Consider the following 4,153-nt stretch of genomic DNA (forward strand, 5'->3'; position numbering starts at 1 on the left):
CCCGGGGTTGGTTCCGATGCCAGGGGACGGTCACCACTCGGGCAATCGAGATTTACAGGCCGAAATGGACACTATGACCGCCCCCAATCACCAGCAACCCGGCACAGCACGACATCCCCCGTCCGCCGTCACCGGAATGCGCACCGCCCCTGGCCCGGCAAAAAACTCGGACATGGGCCACGACCTGGGCCTTCGACAGTGGTCGGCGCCGTATTCAGCGGGTGGGACCACCCCGTCCCACCGTCGAGCCAGGTGTGGTGGTACCCGTCGCTCCATTCGGCGGTGGCCGGCCTGCTCGACCTGGACGCGGTATCACCAGGGCCGCTGCGCCACGATCACCTCAACAGGAGAGAACGACGGGCGACCAGGAACCCGCCCCGGCCCGCAGACATCACCGGAAGGCAGAAACCCACGCCGGGCCCTCGGCAGGTACAGCCCCACGGGAGATGCACGCAACCGGCCATCTGCACCACGGGAGGCGCGGCGACGGAACGTCGCGCCGGCCGGGGCAGGAGATTCGGCCCCGACCAGAGCCCCGACCACGAAGGCCCGACCAGCGTCACGATGCGATAACCCCGCCCGCAACTCCTCCGACATCACCTCTGACAATTGTCCGCTCCCGTCAGGCGCCTGACGATGTATCCGCAGGTCACCACGCCTTTAGGCGCGGTCGGGAAGCCCGACATCCCCCTTTGCACCTCCACAACCGCCCCACCCAGGAAGAAAGAGGGAAGGGAAGGGCGGGCGTGGTGGCGGAGCGTTGGGGGATCGGGCGGTCCTCAAGGGGTGTTGCGCGTCGGCGGGGCCTCCGCGCCCAGCGCCTGACGAGTCGGCGCACTCGGGTCCTGCGGAGCACCCCCGCGTCGGCGGACAGAGTTGCTGATGGCCGAGTGCGATGACCGGGCCCGGCGCCGGTCCGAACGCCGCATCCGCGCTGCGGCCTTGCCCCGGGAGAAGAGCCTGCGGGCTCAGGTGAAGCCGATGCCGGCCTGAGAAGGCATCGGCGATCGGCTTCACGTGGGCCCTGGCAGCAGAAAGAAGACGGACAGGGAAGGCGGCAGTCCAGGAGATCGGGGTGGTGTTCTGTCCCTGGGGCGTATGGGACCGGCACGACCGGACGGCCAGGACGCTGGCAGTGGCCGCCCTCAGTCAGCGGTTGTTGGGGCTCAGCAGCGCGGCGGCCGCGGCGATGAAGGCGACGGATGCTTCCTTGGCCGCATGCCGCCGGGCGTCCAGCTCGGTCCGGTCGATGGCCTTGCGCAGTGCGTAGGTGGCATCTGCGGCTTGCTGGGCGGGGCCGGCCAACTCGGGGACGAGGACCTGAAGGCGGAGGTGGGGCGCGGTGATTGCCGCTCGGGTGTCGTGGGACCTCGTCTGGGCCTCCAGCTGGTGCTCGGTGCTTGCTTCCGTCAGGGCCAGATGCTCCCGATGGAACATCGCCGAGCGGTGCGCGTCCAGGGCGGCCGCGAAGTCGGTGACGGCACCGAGCTGGTCCTGGCGGTGGCTGTCGGCGCGCTCTTCGGCGCGTGCGGTGCGTGCCGAACGGTGCTGGAGAAGCCCGGCGGTCAGGGCACCGGCGAGGGTGCCGAGTACGGCAACGATCGATGGCCATACGGACATCAGGCGTTGGGTCCTCTCAGGTAGTCGGTTTCGGTGGTGAAGTCGGCGGACAGCGAGGTACGCGGCGGCGCCTTCGGCGGCGGGGTTACGCCTGCGGCGCTCCGCACCTCCCCTTGGCAGTCAGTTTGCGGCTGGGGTCAGAGCCGGGGCCGGGGCGGTTTTGCGTCCAGCCGACCAGCACACGAGACGGCCGGAGGCAAGGACCGGCGCGCGCCCAGAACTCAGCGACATGTTTCTAGTGACCTGAGTCGGAGATTCGTCGTTGGTTGGGTATGAGTCGTCCGGGTCCGAAGATTGCGCCGTTGTTGCTGACTGATGCCCAGCGGGCCGTGTTGGAAGGCTGGGTGCGTCGTCGCACGACGGCTCAGGCGCTGGCCCTGCGGTCGCGGATCGTGCTGGAGTGCGCGGACGGGCACTCGATCATGGAGGTGTCGCGTCGGCTGCGGGTCACTGCGGACACGGTCCGCACGTGGCGGCGGCGTTTCCTCGAACGGGGCCTGGACGGCCTGTCCGACGAGCCGCGGCCCGGTGTCCCGCGGAAGATCACCGACGCGGACGTCGAGCGGGTCATCGTCAAGACGCTGGAGGAGAAGCCGAAGAACGCGACCCACTGGTCGACGAGGTCGATGGCGGCGGCCACGGGCATGTCGCAGTCGGCGGTCTCGCGGATCTGGCGGGCGTTCGCGCTGGCGCCGCACCGGACGCAGACGTTCAAGCTGTCCACGGACCCGCTGTTCATCGACAAGGTCCGCGACGTGGTGGGCCTCTACCTCGATCCGCCGGAGAAGGCTCTGGTCCTCTGTGTGGACGAGAAGTCCCAGATCCAGGCTCTCGACCGGTCCCAGCCCGTGCTGCCGATGGTTCCCGGTGTCCCCGAACGCCGCAGCCACGACTACGTCGGCGCCGGCATCACCACCCTGTTCGCAGCCCTGGAGGTCGCCACCGGGAAGGTGATCGGCTCCCTCCACCGGCGCCACCGGGCCGTCGAGTTCAAGAAGTTCTTGGTCAAGCTCGACAAGGAAGTTCCCGCTGACCTCGATGTCCATCTGATCCTGGACAACTACGTCACCCACAAGACGCCTGCGGTCAAGCAGTGGCTGCTGGCCCACCCCCGCTTCCACCTGCACTTCACGCCCACGAGTTCGTCCTGGCTGAACCTGGTGGAGCGGTGGTTCGCCGAGCTCACGCAGAAGAAGCTCAAGCGAGGCGTCCACCGCTCCGTCCAAGCCCTGGAACGGGACATCCGCAGCTGGCTCGCCGACTGGAACGACAACCCAAGGCCGTTCATCTGGACGAAGACCGCCGACGAGATCCTCGACAAGGTAGCCGCATACTGCCGACGAATCTCCGACTCAGGTCACTAGGGCCGCATCAGGCAACGTTCGCCCTGTCTTGAGTTGCCCCTTGCGCCTTGCGGTGGGGTGGGTGAGCTGGAAGGCTCCCGGTCATGCCGATCTTGGTCAGAGTTGCAGAGCGGGAGGACGTGGCCGCGCTTGTCCGCCTTCGTCTCGCGAATGCTGAAAGGCATGTCCAACTCGATCCGGCCATCTACCGCGTGCCGGACATCGAGGCCGTGCGCAGGCATTTCGAGGAGGTGCTTGCGGCCGAGTCCAAAGTGTTGATCTTGGTCGCTGAGGTGGCGGGCGAGGTGGTGGGCATGGTGGAGGTAATCCTGCTGGCGGATCCCCCGGACCATCAGATTCTGACTCCCCGCCGCGCGGCCGAGATCCACACCGTCGTCCTGGATGGGCATCGCGGCGAGGGTGTCGGGGCGGCTTTGCTGATGGCGGCGGAGAAAGCCGCCGCGGAGCGCGGTGTCCTGATCATCTATGCCGGCATCTTCGCGCCGAACACGGGAGCCGTTCGCTTCTACTCCTCGGCTGGCTTCGGACCGCGCGGAATCTTGCTCAGCAAGGAGCAAGGCGCCCCCTCTGCAGGCTGATTCGTCTCCAGTCGGAGAGCGGGTGGCCAGCAGCTGCTAGGCGTTGTCTTCCTCCTCACCCTTCAGCAGAGCCCGCCCAGGACGTTTGCGGTGCGGCACTGCCATCCCGTAGTTGAGGTAGGCGCCGTCGCCAAGCACCGTCACACCCTGGCAGTGCTCACTCAGCCCAGATGCCCGCCAGGCGTGCGCATCTGCTGTGGTGCCCGGCACCGGGCGGGCTGCCGCGATCACCAGCCGAGTGTTCGCATCGACGATGACCTGCACATTCGCGGAGAACCGATAGTTACGGCTGGAGGCGGCCACGCTCCGGTCACGGACCGGGATCAATGTGCCATCCACGATCCACACCCGGTCCGGAGCGTCGGCCGGACGGGCGACGGGCTCGAGCGCGAGCAGCGGCCCCAGCCGCTGGATGACCCGGTACACCGTGGAGGAGGAGACGCCGAACAGCGGACCCAACTGCCGCATGGTCGGGTTCGTGCGGTAGTTGTTGTTTGGCCAGTACCTGGTGTCGCGAGCGAGCGCCCGGCAGCTTGAGATGCAGGAGTCGGCCGCGCACCGTACGGAGCTGAAGAACGTGATCCTGAAGTT

3 protein-coding genes and 2 pseudogenes are annotated in these 4,153 nt (G+C 67.8%); 3 read left to right on the forward strand and 2 right to left on the reverse strand.

Annotation, left to right across the window (positions count from 1 at the left end; all coding sequences use genetic code 11):
* Positions 1-873: 873 nt before the first annotated feature.
* Positions 874-966: pseudogene (locus ACZ7L0_RS43610) on the forward strand (IS21-like element helper ATPase IstB); the annotation flags it as partial.
* A 183-nt stretch (positions 967-1,149) separates the two neighbouring features.
* Here ACZ7L0_RS43610 and ACZ7L0_RS43615 read toward each other — a convergent pair.
* Positions 1,150-1,620, reverse strand: coding sequence for a hypothetical protein (locus ACZ7L0_RS43615; RefSeq protein ID WP_471248139.1), 471 nt, complete (start codon positions 1,618-1,620; stop codon positions 1,150-1,152).
* A gap of 272 nt (positions 1,621-1,892) precedes the next feature.
* Here ACZ7L0_RS43615 and ACZ7L0_RS43620 point away from each other — a divergent pair, with 272 nt between their 5' ends.
* Both ACZ7L0_RS43620 and ACZ7L0_RS43625 read left to right on the forward strand, forming a co-directional pair.
* Positions 1,893-2,984, forward strand: a complete 1,092-nt coding sequence (locus ACZ7L0_RS43620; RefSeq protein ID WP_471248140.1) for an IS630 family transposase — start codon at positions 1,893-1,895, stop codon at positions 2,982-2,984.
* Between the two features lie 83 nt (positions 2,985-3,067).
* Entirely contained in the window at positions 3,068-3,562 is a 495-nt protein-coding gene (locus ACZ7L0_RS43625; protein WP_471248141.1) for a GNAT family N-acetyltransferase, read from the forward strand.
* A gap of 39 nt (positions 3,563-3,601) precedes the next feature.
* Here ACZ7L0_RS43625 and ACZ7L0_RS43630 read toward each other — a convergent pair.
* Positions 3,602-4,153, reverse strand: a pseudogene (locus ACZ7L0_RS43630) (transposase family protein); the annotation flags it as partial.

Source organism: Streptomyces sp. NPDC039424 (assembly GCF_055639495.1).